Annotated in this window: 15 protein-coding genes; all 15 read right to left on the bottom strand. The window is 74.5% G+C overall.

Annotated elements, in window-relative coordinates:
* Positions 1-54: 54 nt before the first annotated feature.
* Complete coding sequence (locus tag ACHZ99_RS01920) at positions 55-1,515, bottom strand: glutamate synthase subunit beta (RefSeq protein WP_420302522.1); 1,461 nt, start codon at positions 1,513-1,515, stop codon at positions 55-57.
* Positions 1,508-6,103 (bottom strand): glutamate synthase large subunit, encoded by a 4,596-nt coding sequence (gene gltB / locus ACHZ99_RS01925; protein ID WP_420302523.1) that lies wholly within the window; start codon positions 6,101-6,103, stop codon positions 1,508-1,510. Before gltB ends, ACHZ99_RS01920 begins: the two co-directional genes overlap by 8 nt.
* Positions 6,104-6,439: 336 nt before the next feature.
* Complete coding sequence (locus ACHZ99_RS01930; protein ID WP_420302524.1) at positions 6,440-7,165, bottom strand: VIT1/CCC1 transporter family protein; 726 nt, start codon at positions 7,163-7,165, stop codon at positions 6,440-6,442.
* Between the two features lie 282 nt (positions 7,166-7,447).
* Complete coding sequence (gene lgt, locus ACHZ99_RS01935) at positions 7,448-8,491, bottom strand: prolipoprotein diacylglyceryl transferase (protein ID WP_420302525.1); 1,044 nt, start codon at positions 8,489-8,491, stop codon at positions 7,448-7,450.
* Between the two features lie 97 nt (positions 8,492-8,588).
* A complete protein-coding gene (locus ACHZ99_RS01940) occupies positions 8,589-9,362 on the bottom strand; it encodes a DsbA family protein (RefSeq protein ID WP_420302526.1) in 774 nt (257 codons plus the stop codon).
* 39 nt (positions 9,363-9,401) lie between these two features.
* On the bottom strand, positions 9,402-9,731 hold the full coding sequence (locus ACHZ99_RS01945; protein WP_420302527.1) for a hypothetical protein: 330 nt from the start codon (positions 9,729-9,731) through the stop codon (positions 9,402-9,404).
* A gap of 92 nt (positions 9,732-9,823) precedes the next feature.
* A complete protein-coding gene (gene trpA / locus ACHZ99_RS01950; RefSeq protein WP_420302528.1) occupies positions 9,824-10,654 on the bottom strand; it encodes a tryptophan synthase subunit alpha in 831 nt (276 codons plus the stop codon).
* Positions 10,651-11,892: a tryptophan synthase subunit beta gene (gene trpB, locus ACHZ99_RS01955; protein ID WP_420302529.1), complete on the bottom strand. Its 1,242-nt coding sequence runs from the start codon at positions 11,890-11,892 to the stop codon at positions 10,651-10,653. Before trpB ends, trpA begins: the two co-directional genes overlap by 4 nt.
* Positions 11,867-12,511, bottom strand: a complete 645-nt coding sequence (gene trpM, locus ACHZ99_RS01960; protein ID WP_420302530.1) for a tryptophan biosynthesis modulator TrpM — start codon at positions 12,509-12,511, stop codon at positions 11,867-11,869. The genes trpB and trpM overlap by 26 nt, the downstream gene beginning before the upstream one ends.
* Before the next feature lie 6 nt (positions 12,512-12,517).
* Positions 12,518-13,327 (bottom strand): indole-3-glycerol phosphate synthase TrpC, encoded by an 810-nt coding sequence (trpC, locus tag ACHZ99_RS01965; RefSeq protein WP_420302531.1) that lies wholly within the window; start codon positions 13,325-13,327, stop codon positions 12,518-12,520.
* A 154-nt stretch (positions 13,328-13,481) separates the two neighbouring features.
* Positions 13,482-13,964, bottom strand: coding sequence for a DUF2752 domain-containing protein (locus ACHZ99_RS01970; protein WP_420302532.1), 483 nt, complete (start codon positions 13,962-13,964; stop codon positions 13,482-13,484).
* A 193-nt stretch (positions 13,965-14,157) separates the two neighbouring features.
* Positions 14,158-14,382, bottom strand: a complete 225-nt coding sequence (locus tag ACHZ99_RS01975; RefSeq protein WP_420302533.1) for an HGxxPAAW family protein — start codon at positions 14,380-14,382, stop codon at positions 14,158-14,160.
* 92 nt (positions 14,383-14,474) lie between these two features.
* Positions 14,475-15,086, bottom strand: coding sequence for a TIGR02234 family membrane protein (locus ACHZ99_RS01980; protein ID WP_420302534.1), 612 nt, complete (start codon positions 15,084-15,086; stop codon positions 14,475-14,477).
* Positions 15,087-15,165: 79 nt separating this feature from the next.
* A complete protein-coding gene (locus tag ACHZ99_RS01985; RefSeq protein WP_420302535.1) occupies positions 15,166-16,758 on the bottom strand; it encodes an anthranilate synthase component I in 1,593 nt (530 codons plus the stop codon).
* On the bottom strand, positions 16,755-17,132 hold the full coding sequence (hisI, locus tag ACHZ99_RS01990; RefSeq protein ID WP_420302536.1) for a phosphoribosyl-AMP cyclohydrolase: 378 nt from the start codon (positions 17,130-17,132) through the stop codon (positions 16,755-16,757). Before hisI ends, ACHZ99_RS01985 begins: the two co-directional genes overlap by 4 nt.
* Positions 17,133-17,164: the final 32 nt, after the last annotated feature.

A 17,164-nucleotide genomic window follows, 5' to 3' on the forward strand; every position in this document is an offset into this window, starting at 1 on the left:
CGCCACGGGTCTTGCTGTTCCGTACCTCGTTGTACGGGACATCTGAAGCGCGCGTCAGACCGCCAGCGCCCGGTCCGTCGGCCGGATCGGCGCCGGCAGGTCGCTCGCGCCCGTCAGCATACGGTCCACGCCGCGCGCCGCCGAACGGCCCTCGGCGATCGCCCAGACGATCAGGGACTGGCCGCGCCCCGCGTCGCCGGCGACGAAGACGCCGGGGACGCTGGTGGCGTAGTCGGCGTCGCGGGCGACGTTGCCGCGCGCGTCCAGCTCCAGGCCCAGCTGCTCGACCAGGCCGTTCTCCCGGTCCACCCCGATGAAGCCCATCGCGAGGGTGACCAGCTCGGCCGGGATCTTCTTCTCGGTGCCGGGCACCGGCTGGAAGCCGCCGTCCGCGAACTCCACCTCGACCAGGTGCAGGAAGGCCACATTGCCTTCCTCGTCGCCCTCGAAGTGCGTGGTGGAGACGGAGTAGACGCGCTCCCCGCCCTCCTCGTGCGCGGAGGTGACCTTGTACGTCATCGGGTATGTCGGCCACGGCTGGCCCTCGGGGCGCTCCTCCGACGGCCGCGGCATGATCTCCAGCTGGGTGACGGAGGCGGCGCCCTGCCGGTGCGCCGTGCCGACGCAGTCGGCGCCGGTGTCGCCGCCGCCGATGACCACGACGTGCTTGCCCTCCGCCGTGACCGGCGGGGCGACGTAGTCGCCCTCCTGCACCTTGTTGGCCAGCGGCAGGTAGTCCATCGCCTGGTAGACCCCGGTCAGCTCGCGGCCGGGCACCGGCAGGTCGCGCGCGGTGGTGGCGCCGGCGGCGATGACCACCGCGTCGTACCGCTTGCGCAGCTTGGCGGCGTCGATGTCGCGGCCGATCTCCACGCCGGTACGGAACTTGGTGCCCTCCGCGCGCATCTGCTCGACGCGCCGGTTGATGTGCCGCTTCTCCATCTTGAACTCGGGGATGCCGTACCGCAGCAGCCCGCCGATCCGGTCGGCGCGCTCGTACACCGCGACCGTGTGCCCGGCGCGGGTGAGCTGCTGCGCGGCGGCCAGCCCCGCCGGGCCGGAGCCGACGACGGCGACCGTCTTGCCCGACAGCCGCTCCGGCGGCTGCGGGGTGACGGCGCCGGCCTCCCACGCCTTGTCGATGATGGTGACCTCGACGTTCTTGATGGTCACCGCGGGCTGGTTGATGCCCAGCACGCAGGCCGTCTCGCACGGGGCCGGGCACAGCCGCCCGGTGAACTCCGGGAAGTTGTTGGTCGCGTGCAGCCGCTCGCTGGCGGCGGTCCAGTCCCCGCGGTAGGCGTAGTCGTTCCACTCGGGGATGAGGTTGCCGAGCGGGCAGCCGCTGTGGCAGAAGGGGATGCCGCAGTCCATGCAGCGGCCGGCCTGCTTGCTGATGACGGGCAGCAGCGAGCCCGGGACGTAGACCTCGTTCCAGTCCTTGACCCGCTCGTCGACGGGCCGGGTCTCGGCGGTCTCGCGGCCGGTGGTCAGGAAGCCCTTGGGGTCAGCCATGGAGCGCAGCCTCCATCATCTTCTCGTGGGTCTGGACCTCGGTGAGGCCGGCCCGCTCAGCGGCGTCCTTGGCGGTGAGCACTGCCTTGTACGTGGACGGGTAGACCTTGCTGAACCGGGCCACCCCGGCGTCGGGGGCGTCCCACTCGGCGAGCAGCTTCTCCGCCACCGTCGAGCCGGTCTCCTCGTGGTGGCGGCGCACCACGTCGTGCAGCCACTCCCGGTCGGTCCCGTCCAGCTTCTCGACGGCGGCGAGGTTGCCCTCGTTGACGTGGTCGGGGTCGAGGTCGAGGACGTACGCGACGCCGCCGGACATGCCGGCCGCGAAGTTGCGCCCGGTCTCGCCCAGCACGACGGCGTGGCCGCCGGTCATGTACTCGCAGCCGTGGTCGCCGACGCCCTCGGCGACGACGAGCGCGCCGGAGTTGCGGACGCAGAACCGCTCGCCGACCTTCCCGCGCAGGAAGACCTCGCCGCCGGTGGCGCCGTACGCGAGGGTGTTGCCCGCGATGACGCTGTACTCGGCGAGGTGGTCGGCGCCCCGGTCGGGGCGCACGACGAGCCGGCCGCCGGACAGGCCCTTGCCGACGTAGTCGTTGGCGTCGCCCTCCAGCCGCAGCGTCACGCCGCGCGGCACGAAGGCGCCGAACGACTGGCCGGCGGAGCCGGTGAAGGTGATGTCGATGGCGTCCTCGGGCAGTCCGCCGCCGCCGAACTTCCTCGTCACCTCGTGGCCGAGCATGGTGCCGACCGTGCGGTTGATGTTGCGGATCGCGACCCGGGCCCGTACGGGCTGGGCCTGGTCGGCGGAGGGCGCGTTGAGCGCGTCGGCGGCGAGCTTGATCAGCTCGTTGTCGAGCGCCTTCTCCAGGCCGTGATCCTGGCCGGTGACCCGGTGGCGGGCGGCGCCGTCCGGCAGCTCCGGGACGTACAGCAGCGGCGCCAGGTCGAGGCCGCGGGCCTTCCAGTGGTCGACGGCGCGGGTGACGTCGAGCATCTCGGCGTGGCCCACGGCCTCGTCCAGGCTGCGGAAGCCCAGCTCGGCGAGGAGTTCGCGGACCTCCTCGGCGATGAACTCGAAGAAGTTCACGACGTGCTCGGCCTTGCCGGCGTAGCGCTCGCGCAGCACCGGGTTCTGGGTGGCGATGCCGACCGGGCAGGTGTCCAGGTGGCACACGCGCATCATCACGCAGCCGGACACCACCAGCGGCGCGGTCGCGAAGCCGAACTCCTCCGCGCCCAGCAGCGCGGCGACGACCACGTCGCGGCCGGTCTTCAGCTGGCCGTCGGTCTGCACGACGATGCGGTCGCGCAGCCCGTTGAGCAGCAGCGTCTGCTGGGTCTCGGCGAGGCCCAGCTCCCAGGGGCCGCCGGCGTGCTTGAGCGACGTCAGCGGGGAGGCGCCGGTGCCGCCGTCGTGGCCGGAGATCAGCACCACGTCGGCGTGCGCCTTGGACACCCCGGCCGCGACCGTGCCGACGCCGACCTCGCTGACCAGCTTCACGTGCACGCGGGCCTGCGGGTTGGCGTTCTTCAGGTCGTGGATGAGCTGCGCCAGGTCCTCGATGGAGTAGATGTCGTGGTGCGGCGGCGGCGAGATGAGGCCGACGCCGGGCGTGGAGTGCCGGGTCCTGGCCACCCACGGGTACACCTTGTGGCCGGGCAGCTGGCCGCCCTCGCCGGGCTTGGCGCCCTGCGCCATCTTGATCTGGATGTCGTCGGCGTTGACCAGGTACTCGCTGGTGACGCCGAAGCGGCCGGAGGCGACCTGCTTGATCGCCGAGCGCCGCCGCGGGTCGTACAGCCGGTCGGCGTCCTCGCCGCCCTCGCCGGTGTTGGACTTGCCGCCGAGCTGGTTCATCGCGACGGCCAGCGTCTCGTGCGCTTCCTTGGAGATGGAGCCGTACGACATGGCGCCGGTGGAGAACCGCTTGACGATCTCGCTGGCCGGCTCGACCTCGTCCAGCGGCACCGCCGGGCGGTCGGAGGCCAGCCGGAACAGGCCGCGCAGCGTCATCAGCCGCTCGGACTGCTCGTCCACGCGCTGCGTGTACTGCTTGAAGATGTCGTAGCGGCGGGTGCGGGTCGAGTGCTGGAGCCGGAAGACCGTGTCCGGGTCGAACAGGTGCGGCTCGCCCTCGCGGCGCCACTGGTACTCGCCGCCGATCTCCAGGTTGCGGTGCGCCGGGGCGATGCCGGAGGCCGGGTACGCCTTGGCGTGCCGGGCGGCGACCTCCGCGGCGATCACGTCGAGGCCGGCGCCGCCGATCTTCGAGGTGGTGCCGTGGAAGTACGTGTCCACGAACTCCTGGTCCAGGCCGATCGCCTCGAAGACCTGCGCGCCGCGGTACGAGGCGACCGTGGAGATGCCCATCTTGGACATCACCTTCAGCACGCCCTTGCCCAGCGCCTTGATCAGGTTGCGGATGGCGGCCTGCGAGTCGCCGTCCGGGCCGCCCTCGATGAACGTGCCCGCGCGGACCAGGTCCTCGACGGACTCCATCGCCAGGTACGGGTTGACCGCGGCGGCCCCGTAGCCGATGAGCAGCGCGACGTGGTGCACCTCGCGCACGTCGCCGGCCTCGACCAGCAGGCCGACCTGGGTGCGCTGCTTGGTGCGGATCAGGTGGTGGTGGACGGCGGAGGTGAGCAGCAGCGACGGGATCGGGGCGTGCTCGGCGTCGGAGTGCCGGTCGGAGAGGACCAGCAGCCGGGCGCCGGACTCGATCGCCGCGTCGACCTCGGCGCAGACCTCCGCCAGCCGCTCGGCCAGCGCCGGGCCGCCGCCGTGCACGCGGTACAGCCCGGAGAGCGTCACGGACTTGAAGCCCGGCATGTCGCCGTCGGCGTTGACGTGGATGAGCTTGGCCAGCTCGTCGTTGTCGAGGACGGGGAAGGGCAGCGTGACGGTGCGGCAGGACGCGGGCGTGGGCTTCAGCAGGTTGGCCTGCGGGCCCAGCGCGGAGTGCAGCGAGGTGACCAGCTCCTCGCGGATCGCGTCCAGCGGCGGGTTGGTGACCTGCGCGAAGAGCTGGGTGAAGTAGTCGAAGATCAGCCGGGGGCGGTCGGAGATGCCCGCGAGCGGGGTGTCGGAGCCCATGGAGCCGATCGGCTCGGTGCCGGTGCGCGCCATGGGCGCGAGCAGCACCCGCAGCTCCTCCTCGGTGTAGCCGAAGGTCTGCTGGCGGCGGGTGACCGAGGCGTGGGTGTGCACGATGTGCTCGCGCTCGGGCAGCTCCGGCAGCGCGACGATGCCGGCGTCCAGCCACTCCCCGTACGGGTGCTCCGCGGCCAGCTCCGCCTTGATCTCGTCGTCCTCGACGATGCGGTGCTGCGCGGTGTCGACCAGGAACATCCGGCCGGGCTGCAGCCGGCCCTTGCGCACGACGCGGTCGGGGTCGAAGTCGAGCACGCCGACCTCGGAGGCCAGCACGACCAGGCCGTCGTCGGTGACCCAGTAGCGGCCGGGGCGCAGGCCGTTGCGGTCCAGGACGGCGCCGACGAGGGTGCCGTCGGTGAAGCTGACGCCGGCCGGGCCGTCCCAGGGCTCCATGACGGTGGAGTGGTACTGGTAGAAGGCCCGGCGCGCCGGGTCCATGGAGTCGTGGTTCTCCCACGCCTCCGGGATCATCATCAGCATCGCGTGCGGCAGCGAGCGCCCGCCCAGGTGCAGCAGCTCCAGCACCTCGTCGAAGGAGGCGGTGTCGGAGGCGTCCGGGGTGCAGACGGGGAAGACCCGCTCCAGGTCGTGCTCCCCGAACAGCTCCGAGTACAGCTGGGACTCGCGCGCGCGCATCCAGTTGCGGTTGCCCATGACCGTGTTGATCTCGCCGTTGTGCGCGATGTAGCGGTACGGGTGCGCCAGCGGCCAGCTCGGGAAGGTGTTCGTGGAGAACCGCGAGTGCACCACGGCGATGGCGGTGGTCAGCCGGCGGTCCGACAGGTCGGGGAAGAACGGCTCCAGCTGCCCGGTGGTCAGCATGCCCTTGTAGACGAGGGTGCGCGAGGACAGCGACGGGAAGTACACGTCGGTCTCCCGCTCGGCGCGCTTGCGCAGCACGAACGCGGACCGGTCGAGGTCGATGCCGGACTTGCGGGCGGAGGCGTCGGCGCTCCCGGCGCTCTCGACGAAAAGCTGGGCGAACGACGGCATGGTCGCGCGGGCGCCGCTGCCGAGCAGCTCGGGCGCGACGGGCACCTCGCGCCAGCCGAGCACGGCGAGGCCCTCCTCGGCGGCGATGGCCTCGACCCGCTCCCGTACGGCGGCGGCCTCGTCCTCGGCGACGGGCAGGAAGGCCATGCCGACCGCGTACGAGCCGGCGGCCGGCAGCGGGAAGCCCGCGACGTCCCGCAGGAAGGCGTCCGGGACCTGGAGCAGGATGCCGGCGCCGTCGCCGGTGTCCGGGTCGGAGCCGGTGGCACCGCGGTGCTCCAGGTTGCGCAGCACCGTCAGCGCCTGCTGAACGAGTGCGTGGCTGGCCTGGCCGCTGAGCGTGGCGACGAAGCCGACCCCGCAGGCGTCGTGCTCGTACCGGGGGTCGTACAGCCCCTGCGCTGCAGGGCGGGCCGCCTGGGATGCGTGCCGCATCGGCTCTCCCGTCGTCGTCGTGGCAGTGATGCGTGCCGAGGGACGACGTTGGCCCTGGCCGAAATTTCGTGCAGGTTACATGATGACCTGCAGCTCAGGAAGCGGATACTCCGTATCAGTATCCGGACAGCCCCGGTCGGGGCGGTGCGCCCCGCGGCGCGGGGGACCTGCACGGTTCGTGCAGCAGAGAGCACGGGCGGCACTGCCCGCGGTCCTCGACACATGCCCACGAAGGTCCGGGTCGAAACGCGGCGGTAATGGATCAGAAGTGCGGGCCGGTCGCTTTCGAGGATACGGGATCCAGCCGGACCCGCAGCCAGGGACGCCGGCGGCCCGTCAGCCGACGGCGGCCCCGAAGAGCGCGCCCAGGCCGTACGTGACCGCCGCCGCGGCGCCGCCGAGCCCCAGCTGCCGCAGCCCGCTGAACCACCAGCTCCGGGCCGTGATGCGGGCCACCGCGGCCCCGCAGGCGAAGAGCCCGGCCAGGGCCAGCAGCACCGCGGGCCACAGCGACGTGACGCCCAGCAGGTACGGCAGGACCGGCAGCAGGGCGCCCACGGCGAACGAGCCGAACGACGACAGCGCCGCCACCGCCGGCGACGGCAGGTCGCCCGGGTCGACGCCCAGCTCCTCGCGCGCGTGGATCTCCAGCGCCTGCTCCGGGTCCCGCATCAGCTGCCGCGACACCTCGGTGGCCAGCTCCGGGTCCACCCCGCGGGACTCGTACAGCTCGCTCAGCTCGCGCAGCTCGTCCTGCGGGTGGCGGCGCAGCTCGCGCCGCTCCACGTCCAGCTCGGCGAGGACCAGCTCGCGCTGGGAGGCGACCGAGGTGTACTCCCCCGCGGCCATCGAGAACGCGCCGGCGGCGAGCCCAGCGAGGCCGGTCAGCACGATGGTGGTCGACGAGACCGAGCCGCCGGCCACGCCGGTGATCAGCGCGAGGTTCGACACCAGGCCGTCCATCGCGCCGAAGACGGCCGGCCGCAGCCAGCCGCCGGTGACGTCGCGGTGGGTGTGGCCGTGCCGCTCGGCGGGCCGCCCCGCCGTCAGGCCGGCGGACATGGATCGCGCTCCCCTCGTCGATCTTCAGTTCGACCATACGCGGGGGACGGGAGGCCCGCCAGCAAGGCAGGCCGTACTGACCTCGCACGGGGCGGGCGCACAGGCCGGGTCCGCGGGGTTCCGTCGCCGGACCGGCCGGACAGACTCCAGAGGTGACGATCCGGGCGGGACATCCGGGCCGGACACGGGCAGGGCGGTCGCCGCGGGTACGGTGACGGCCCTGCCGTTGCGCGGAGCGCTCCCGGCGGTCAGGTGTCCCGGGGCCCGGGGGTGCCGGGTGACCTAGGCGTGCCGGCCGCCGCGCTCGGCGGCCGGGGCGTCCCCGGCGGCCTTGGCCTCCGCCGCGGGCTCGGGCGCGTCGGCCCCGCCCGCCTCCCCGGGATCGCCGGTCTCCCGGGGCCCGCCGTCCACGGCGGTGTCCGTACGGGCCGCGCCGTCCTTGCCGACCGACTTCGCCAGGGCGTCGTCACCGTCCCCGGGCTCACCGTCCCCGGGTTCGCCGTCAGCCGCGGCCGGCTCCACGACCTCCTCGCGGCCGGGCCGCTTCTTCGCCGACACCACGATGTAGGCCACGGCGGCGGCGAAGACGAGCATCGAGGTCCAGACGTTGAGCCGCAGCCCCAGGAGCTCGTGCGCCTCGTCCACGCGCATGTACTCGATCCAGCCGCGGCCCGCGGTGTATCCCGCGACGTAGAGCGCGAAGGCCCGGCCGTGGCCGAGGCGGAAGCGCCGGTCGGCCCAGAGCACCAGCAGCGCGACGCCGACGCACCACAGCGACTCGTACAGGAAGGTCGGGTGGAAGGTGTCGGCGGCGCCGGTGACGGAGTGCTCGGCGTCGATCTCGACGGCCCAGGGGACGTCGGTCCGATCGCCGTACAGCTCCTGGTTGAACCAGTTGCCCCAGCGGCCCAAAGCCTGCGCGAGCACGATGCCGGGGGCGACGGCGTCGGCGTAGGGCGGCAGCGCGATGCCGCGCCGGCGGCAGCCGATCCACACGCCCAGCGCACCCATGGCGATGGCGCCCCAGATGCCGAGGCCGCCCTCCCAGATCTCGAACGCCTTGACCCAGTCGCCGCCTTCGCCGAAGTACGGCTCGGGGGTCGTCACGACGTGGTAGAGCCGACCGCCGACGAGCCCGAAGGGCACGGCCCAGATGGCGATGTCCGCGACGGTCCCCGGCCGGCCGCCGCGCGCGATCCAGCGACGGTTCCCGAGCCAGATGGCGGCGAAGATGCCGAGCAGGATGCAGAGGGCGTAACCCCGCAGCGGGAAGGGTCCGAGGTCCCACACGCCGTCGGAAGGGCTGGGGATAGATGCGATCTCCATAGCAGCATCGACGGTACCGTGCCGCGGCGTGGCGCGGGGGCCCCCTGGGACAACCGTTCCGTAACTCTCCGCGAGTGCGGCGCTCCGCGCCGGGTTCTCAGCTCCGGCCGGCGTCCTCGACGAGCCGCTTCAGGATCGCCGGGGTGAGGTTCGCGCCCTGGCCGTAGATGTTCTCGCCGTCCAGCAGGACGGTGGGCGTGGAGTTGTGGCCGGAGTCGCCGAACGCGTCGTCGGAGGCCTGGACCCAGCCGTCGTACGTGCCGTCGTCGACGCAGGAGTCGAAGCGCTTGCCCCGCAGCCCGTCGACCTTGCCGCCCAGCTCCTTCAGCCGGGCCTTGTCGGCGAAGGCGTCGTCGGTCTCCGGCGGCTGGTTCGCGAAGAGCACGTCGTGGTACGCGACGAAGGCGCCGGCGTCCTTCGCGCAGGCGGCGGCGTTGGCGGCGTTCAGCGAGCCGGAGCCGCCGAGGTTGCCGTCGATGAGGGTGACCAGCCGGTACTCGACGCGCAGCTTCCCGGCGTCCGTCAGCTCGTGGATGGTGCCGCTGAAGCCGGACTCGAACTGGCGGCACGCCGGGCAGCGGAAGTCCTCGTACACGGTGAGGGTGGCCGGGGCGTCCGCCTCCCCCGCGGGCAGCGCGAGGCGGTCCTCGCCGACGGCGCCCTGCGGGTACGCCACGGCCTTGCCGTCGTCCTCGTCGTCGCCGAGGCCGCCGGCCAGGAGGCCGACCACCGTGACCACGGCGAGCACCCCCACCACCGCGGCCAGCGCGATCAGCGTGCGCCGCTGCCTGTCCTTGGCCCGCCGCCGCTCGCGCTCGACCTGCATCCGGTCCCGGGCGGCGCGCTTTCCCTCAGGGTTGTTCTGGCTCACGCCCGGCTATAACGAGGGACCGGCCGCCCGGTGACGGGATCAGAAGACGCGCCCGTACTGGAGGTACGCGGCGGCGGCGGAGAGCAGCAGCACGACGGAGACGAGGACGAGGCCCGTGGTGAGGGCGCGGGGCACCGGCGCGTGCCGCAGCCGGGAAACGCGGCGGGGGCGGCGCGACCGGCGCGGGCGGGGGGCGGCCGCGCGCCGGGCGTCTTCGGCGGCGAGCCGCTCGGTGACCTCGTACCACCGCGCGGAGTGCTCCTTCGGCGCGGACTGCTCTATCCGGCCCAGGGAGTCCTTCTGGAACCGTTCCCATATGTCGTCGGGCAGCCGCGGTTCGTCATCGGCGCCGGACTGCTTCCCGGCCATCGGGCCCTCCCCAGTGCGTACTGACTGCTCCCCTCCAGGATCGCACGTCCGTACGCACCGCGGAGGGCCCTGTGGACAACCTCAAGAGGCGGTCAGGCCCCGCGGCGCACGCCCTCGGCCAGCTCGCCGGCGAGCGCCCGCACGCCCGCGAGACCGGCCTCCACGTCGTCCCCGGCGGCCAACAGCCGCTGGACGAAGGCCGACCCGACGATCACCCCGTCGGCGAACCCGGCGACCTCCGCCGCGTGCTCCGCCGTCGAGACGCCGAGGCCGACGCAGACGGGCAGCCCGGCCCGTACCGCCTCGGTCGCGCGGGTGCGGCGGACCAGGTCCTTCGCCTCGCGGCCCACGGACTCGCGGGTGCCGGTGACGCCCATCAGCGACGCGGCGTAGACGAAGCCGCTGCCGGCCGCCGTGATGGTCGCGAGCCGCTGCTCGCGGCTGCTGGGCGCGACGACGAAGACCGTGGCCAGCCCGTGCTTGTCGGCCGCCTGCCGCCACGGGCCCGACTCCTCGACGGGCAGGTCGGGCAGGATGCCGCCGGCCCCGCCCGCCGCGGCGAGGTCCTCGGCGAAGCGCTCGGGGCCGTAGCGGTCGACGGGGTTCCAGTACGTCATGCAGAGCACCGGGGCGCCGGTCGCGGCCTGCACCTCGCCGACGGTCCGGACGACGTCCTTGATGCGCAGCCCGCCGCGCAGCGCGATGTCGTCGGCGGTCTGGATCACCGGGCCGTCCAGCACGGGGTCGCTGTGCGGCAGGCCGACCTCGATCGCGTCGCAGCCGCCCTCGACCATGGCGGTCATGGCCCGTACGCCGGTGTCGACGTCGGGGAAGCCCGCGGGCAGGTAGCCGACGAGGGCCGCCCGGCCCTCCGCCCGGGCGGCGGCGAACACGGCGTCGAGCCGCGCGATGTTACCCGTCACCGGTCCGCCTCCTCGGTGTCGTAGAGCCCGAAGTAGCGGGCGGCGGTGTCCATGTCCTTGTCGCCGCGGCCGGAGAGGTTGACCACGATCAGGCCCTCGTGCCCCAGCTCGCGGCCGATCTCCAGGGCGCCGGCGAGCGCGTGGGCGCTCTCGATGGCGGGGATGATGCCCTCGCTCCGGGACAGTAGCCGCAGCGCCCGCATGGCCTCGTGGTCGGTCACCGCCCGGTACTCGGCGCGCCCGGCGTCCTTGAGGTAGGCGTGCTCGGGGCCGACGCCGGGGTAGTCGAGGCCGGCGGAGATCGAGTACGGCTCGGTGATCTGGCCGTCCTCGTCCTGGAGCACGTACGACCGGGAGCCGTGCAGGATCCCGGGGTCGCCGACGCTGAGGGTGGCGGCGTGCTCGCCGCTGGTCACGCCGTGCCCGGCCGGCTCGCAGCCGACCAGGCGCACGTCGGGGTGCGGCAGGAAGGCGTGGAACAGGCCGATGGCGTTCGAGCCGCCGCCGACGCAGGCGACGGCCGCGTCGGGCATGCGGCCGGTGCGGTCGAGGAGCTGCTGGCGGGCCTCGATGCCGATGACCCGGTGGAAGTCGCGGACGAGGGCGGGGAAGGGGTGCGGGCCCGCGACGGTGCCGAAGAGGTAGTGGGTGTGGGCGACGTTGGCCACCCAGTCGCGGAACGCCTCGTTGATGGCGTCCTTGAGCGTGCGGCTGCCGGACGCCACCGGGACGACCTCGGCGCCGAGCATCCGCATGCGGGCGACGTTGAGCGCCTGCCGCTCGGTGTCGACCTCGCCCATGTAGACGGTGCAGTCCAGGCCGAGGAGGGCGCAGGCGGTGGCGGTGGCCACGCCGTGCTGGCCCGCGCCGGTCTCGGCGATGACGCGGGTCTTGCCCATGCGGCGGGTGAGCAGGGCCTGGCCCAGCACGTTGTTGATCTTGTGCGAGCCGGTGTGGTTGAGGTCCTCGCGCTTGAGGAAGACGCGGGCGCCGCCGGCCTGTTCGGCGAACCGCGGCACCTCGGTGAGCGGGCTGGGGCGGCCGGTGTAGTTGACGAGCAGGTCGTTCAGCTCGGCGACGAACGCCTCGTCGGCCTTGGCCTTCTCGTACGCGACGGCGACCTCGTCGACGGCGGCGCGCAGCGCCTCGGGGATGAACTTGCCGCCGTACGCGCCGAAGTAGCCCTCGGCGGTCGGCACCTGGCCGGCTGGGTCAGGGATGAAGAAGTCGGTGGGCATGGCTGATCCTCGGTCGGAACGGATGGTGGACGGCGTGAAGACACGCCGGCTGCCATCGCCTGCCGTTGATCTGACCGGGCTCGGCCCCGATGTGGTAGCGGACGCGCCGCCCGTGCACGCGCCGCGCCGGCGCGCGGCAGCCCCGCGGCCGGCACCCGGGAGCGAGGGCGCCTCCCGCTGCGGGGACACCGGTGCGCACGGTGCGGCGGGGGCCCGCCGCCGCGGCGCCGAAGCCGCGGGGGCGGGACGGGGGCGCGGACGCGAGACCGCGGAGCCGGGCGGGAGGTGTTTGCGCCGCGCGCCGACCGGTACGGAGCGCGGGTTTCCCGCCCGGGTCGGCCTCCACCGGGACCGGGCACCCGCCCGGCGCCACGGCGGCGAAGCCGCCCGGCGGGGCGGGGGTCGAAGGCGCCGGGCCGTGGCGGCGGGCGGGAGCTTCCGCCCGGGCCCCAGGCGCTGTGCACGGGCCGAGGACGGCTGCGAAGACCCCCCGCGCACCCCCCGCCGCGGCGGCGGGGCCGTCCGGCCGGGGCCGCGGCGCCGTGGCGGCCGGATGTCCCGCGCGCGGGCCCGGGGCCGCGGAGAGCCCGCCCGCGCCGGGCGGGAGGCGCTTCGTCACCGGGGGTCAGCCCCGGCCGTGGCGCAGCGCGGGGTGGGCGCCGGCGGCCACGAGGTCGGCCACGGCGGCGCGCGGCTCCTTGCCGGTGACCAGGGACTCGCCGACCAGGACGGCGTCGGCGCCGTCGTTGGCGTACGCGATGAGGTCGTGCGGGCCGCGGACGCCGGACTCGGCGATCTTGACGATGTGGCCGGGGATCTCCGGCGCCACCCGGCCGAAGTTGCCGCGGTCCACCTCAAGCGTCCGGAGGTTGCGCGCGTTCACGCCGATGATCTTCGCCCCGGCGGCCACCGCGCGCTCGGTCTCCTCCTCGTCGTGCACCTCCACCAGCGGCGTGAGCCCGATGGACTCCGCCCGCTCCACCAGCGAGACCAGCGCCTCCTGGTCCAGCGCGGCGACGATGAGCAGCACCAGGTCGGCGCCGTACGCCCGCGCCTCCCACAGCTGGTACGACGTGACCACGAAGTCCTTGCGGAGCACCGGCAGGTCCACCTTGGCCCGTACGGCCTCCAGGTCGGCCAGCGAGCCGCCGAAGCGGCGCTTCTCGGTCAGCACGCTGATCACGGCGGCCCCGCCCGCCTCGTAGTCCGCGGCGAGCGCGGCCGGGTCGGCGATGGCCGCGAGCGCGCCCTTGGACGGGCTGGAGCGCTTGACCTCGCAGACGACGGTGACGCTGTCGCCGCGCAGTGCGGCGACCCCGTCCCGGGCCTCGGGGGCCCTGGCGGCACGTTCCTTCAGCTCGTCGAGGCTGACCCGGGCCTGCCGCTCGGCGAGGTCCTCGCGCACGCCGTCAATGATCTCGTCGAGCACACTCACGCGAGCGGACCCCTTTCTGCTGGCGCCGGTCCGGCGCCGGTGCGTGGCGCCGGGCGCCGGTGGGCGGCTGTTCGGGCATCTGCGATGGTATCCGGCACCCGGCGGAAGCCCCGAATCCGGACCTTCTCCGTCGCACCAGCCGGACGCCGTGCCGCTACGGGGCGAGGGCCGCCCCGAACGGCAGGTTCCGCAGCAGCGTAAACGCCGCGACCAGGGCGAACAGCGCCCGCCCCGGTGCCGGCAGCGGAACCGGGGGCCGCCGGCGGGGCGGGTGGGCCGCGGCGCCCGGAGGCGGCGGGCCCGGCGCGGGGTACGGGCCCGGCGGCGCGGGCCGGAGCGCCACGCGGACCCACCACAGCAGCGCCACGGCGGCGACCGCCGCCCCGGCGGTCACGAGGGCGTTGGCGCCCAGCGCGGCGGTCACGTCGCCGTGGGCGAGCGCATGGGCCGCGCGCAGGCCGCCGCAGCCGGGGCAGGCCAGCCCCGTGTACGCCGCCACGGGGCACGGCGGGTAGCGGCCGGGTTCGTTGGGGTCGACGGCGCCGACCGCGGCGAAGGCGGCGGCGGCGCAGGTCAGCGCGGCGAGCGGGGCCGCAAGGCGCCGCAGGGGGACGGCCGTGGCGGTATGGTCGGACACACCCGAATTGTCCCGGCGGCGGGGCGCGGGCGCATCTGCGGGACGGGCGCTCGCACGGAGAGCCGGCGCGGCGCCGTGGCGGGCGGCCCCGCGCGTCCCGGGCCCCTCGTTGTCCCGGGCTCCCTCGATACCGCACCCCGCGGCGCCGCCGCCCGGGGGCGTCGCCGCCGGGCGGGGCGCGGCCCGTACCGCGTCAGTCGCCGGCGACGCGCACCGGCGGCGTCGGCTTCTTGCCCATCCCCATGCCGCGCATGATGGCGCCGACCACGCCGCCGATGGGGATGATGATCAGGCTCAGCCAGAAGGCCAGCGGCTGGTCCATCACCATCAGCGCGCCCGACACGCAGAAGCCGATGAAGATGATGACCACCGCGGTCCATGCGGCCGGCGTGTGTCCGTGGTCGTGGCCTTCCGCCATCACTGCGCTCCTTGGAAATACGGGTTACCGGTCATATCACCAGACGCCGCCATTCTCCCCGATCGGTCCGGACTCCCGTCCCCGGGGGCGGGTCAGCCCCCGCGGGTGGGGTCCTCGCCGCGGTCGAGGGCCTTCCACAGCTCCTCCGGCCGCTCCGGGTCCGCGGGGGCGGCCCGCCGCGGGCGCGCGGCGGCGGCGCCGGCGCGCTCGTACCGCCCGGACATCGCCGGCCAGCCGGCGCCGTAGCGCAGCGCGAGCAGCCCGGCGACGAGCAGCAGCACGCCGCCGGCGAGGCTCACCCAGGGCCAGGCGGTGTGGCCGACCGCGTGCACCGCGGTGTCCGCGAGGCCGGCGGCCTCGGCGGCCTGGTCGCCGAGGGCGTCGGTGTCGGAGGCGCCGGCCGCGGAGGCGGCGACCACGCCGGCGCCGCAGAGCGTGAGCAGCGCGGCGACGACGGTGCGGCCGGCGCGGCGTACGGCGAAGACGGCGACGAGGGCGGCGAGCCCGACGATCGCCAGCGCGGACGGCAGGCCGGTGACGTCCCGGCCGCCGGCGGTGACGGGCAGCGCGGCGTCCGCGACGGGGGTGGCGGCCTCGCCCTCGGCCCAGGTGCGGCCCGCGGAGATGAGGACGACAGCGGCTCCGAGCGCGCCGGAGAGCAGGGCGGCGGCGAGGGGGGCACGGGAACCGGACTGATTTGTCACCCGGCAAGTGTCTCGCACCCGATGTGCCCCCGGCCGGCAGGGGGGCGCGGGCACCCGCGCGTCCGGCGTCCGCCCCCCGCTATCCCCCGGCTTCCCGCGCCCCGGTCCGGGGCCCCGCGCCCGGCAGGTGCTCCGCCGCCGCCACCGCCCGCAGCACCGCCGCCGCCTTGTTGCGGCACTCCACGTCCTCCGCCACCGGGTCGGAGTCCGCCACGATGCCCGCGCCCGCCTGCACGTACGCCGTGCCGTCGCGGAGCAGCGCCGTGCGGATCGCGATCGCCGTGTCGGCGTCGCCGGCGAAGTCCAGATAGCCGACGCAGCCCCCGTACAGCCCGCGCCGCGTCGGCTCCAGCTCCTCGATGATCTGCAGCGCCCGCGGCTTCGGCGCCCCCGACAGCGTCCCGGCGGGGAAGCAGGCGGTGAGCACGTCGAACGCGGTACGTCCCGGGGCGAGCCGGCCGGTGACGGTGGAGACGATGTGCATGACGTGGCTGTAGCGCTCGACCGACATGAAGTCCACGACCTCGACGCTGCCGGGCTCGCAGACCCGCCCGAGGTCGTTGCGCCCGAGGTCGACGAGCATCAGGTGCTCGGCGCGCTCCTTCTCGTCCCCGAGCAGCTCCTCGGCCAGCGCCGCGTCCTCCTGCGGCGTCGCGCCGCGCGGGCGCGTACCCGCGATGGGGTGCAGCAGGGCCCGCCCGTCCTCGACCTTGACGAGCGCCTCCGGGCTGGAGCCCACGATGTCGAACGCTCCCGCGCCGGGCGCCGTCTCCGGCAGCCTGATCAGGTACATGTACGGGCTGGGGTTGGTGGCCCGCAGCACCCGGTAGACGTCGAGGGCGCTCGCGGCGCACGGCGTCTCGAACCGCTGCGACGGCACGACCTGGAACGCCTCGCCCGCCCTGATCCGCTCCTTGATGTCCTCGACGGCCGCCCGGAACTCCGCGCCGCCCCACAGCTCCCCGTACTCCGGCAGCGCGGCCGGCGGCAGCGGCGCCGCGCTCGCGGCGGCGGGGCGGGCGAGGTCGGCGGTCATCGCGTCGAGCCGGCGGACCGCGTCCTCGTACGCCTCGTCGACGCCCGTGTCGAGGTCGTTGTGGTTGATGGCGTTGGCGATCAGCAGCACGCTGCCGTCCCGGTGGTCGAGGACGGCGAGGTCGGAGGTGAGCAGCATGGTCATCTCCGGCAGCCGCAGGTCGTCGCGGGCGCTGTCGCCGATGCGCTCCAGCCGCCGCACGGCGTCGTACCCGAGGTAGCCGACCATGCCGCCGGTGAAGGGCGGCAGCACGTCCCCGCCGCCGGTGCGCTCGTGCAGGTCGCGCGGGGTGTGCAGGGCCTCGACGGTGGCGCGCAGCGCGGCCAGCGGGTCGCCCCCGGCGGGCAGGCCGACGGGCGGGGTGCCGAGCCAGTGCGCCCGGCCGTCGCGCTCGGTGAGGGTCGCGGCGCTGCGCACGCCGACGAAGGAGTACCGCGACCAGGTGCGGCCGTTCTCCGCGGACTCCAGCAGGAACGTGCCCGGGCGCTCGCCGGCGAGTTTGCGGTAGAGCCCGACGGGGGTGTCGCCGTCGGCGAGCAGCCGGCGCACGACGGGGATGACGCGGCGGTCCTTCGCCAGCGTGCGGAAGGTCTCCGGGTCGGGGGCGGCGGTGACGCCGGCGGTCGTGGCGGTCACGCGGCACCGTCCAGGGGCAGTTCGCGGCCGTCGAAGCAGGTGCGGGTGCCGGTGTGGCAGGCGGGGCCGACCTGGTCGACCCGGACGAGCACGGTGTCGGCGTCGCAGTCGAGCGCGACCGACTTCACGTGCTGCACGTGACCGGACGTCTGTCCCTTGACCCAGTACTCCTTTCGGCTGCGGCTGTAGTACGTGCCGCGGCCGGTGGTCAGCGTGCGGTGCAGCGCCTCGTCGTCCATCCACGCCAGCATGAGCACTTCGCCGCTGTCGTACTGCTGCACGACCGCGGGCAGCAGGCCGTCGGCGGTCCGCTTCAGGCGCGCGGCGACGGCGGGATCGAGGCCGGAGGGGCGCGGGGGCAGGTTGCCGGTCATGGGGGCCATTGTGCCAACACGGACCGGCACAC

It is taken from the genome of Streptomyces sp. MAR4 CNX-425, assembly GCF_048656465.1.
In the GTDB taxonomy this organism is placed as follows: Bacteria; Actinomycetota; Actinomycetes; order Streptomycetales; family Streptomycetaceae; genus Streptomyces.